The 460-nt window shown below is 75.0% G+C and carries 1 protein-coding gene; it reads left to right on the top strand.

All coding sequences use genetic code 11. The features are described from left to right. On the top strand, positions 1–460 hold a 460-nt coding region (locus IH00_RS36950), incomplete at both ends, for a condensation domain-containing protein (protein ID WP_039946169.1).

Genomic DNA, 460 nt, shown 5'->3' with positions numbered 1-460 from the left:
CCCCGGCCGAGGAGTCGTCCGGCGGACCGGCGGAGGTGTCGGGCCGGGTCGGACTGACGCCCATCCAGGAGTGGTTCTTCAGCGAGCACACCGTCGCCCCGGACCACTACGGCATGTCCGCGCAGGTGGAGCTGGCCCCGGACACCGACACCGCGCTGCTGGAGCGGGCGCTCGGCGCGGTCGTCGCCCACCACGACGCGCTGCGGATGCGCTACACCCGCGACGGCGGCACGTGGCTCCAGGAGTACGGCGACGCCGACGCCGGCGGGCAGCGCCTGACCGTCCGGGACCTGTCCGCGCTGGCCGACGACGAGCGGGACGCCGCTCTGCACGAGGCGGCCCTCGCCGCACAGCGCTCCCTCGACCTGGCGAGCGGCACCGTGGTCAAGGGCGTGTTCTTCCGCCTCGGCCCGTCGCGGCTGCCGCGCCTGTTCCTGGCGGTGCACCACCTGGTGATGGA

The sequence above is a fragment of the Streptomyces sp. NRRL S-118 genome, from assembly GCF_000716335.1.
Classification (GTDB): domain Bacteria; phylum Actinomycetota; class Actinomycetes; order Streptomycetales; family Streptomycetaceae; genus Streptomyces.
The sequence above is the reverse complement of the archived record's forward strand: the minus strand, read 5'-3'. Positions and strand labels throughout refer to the sequence as shown.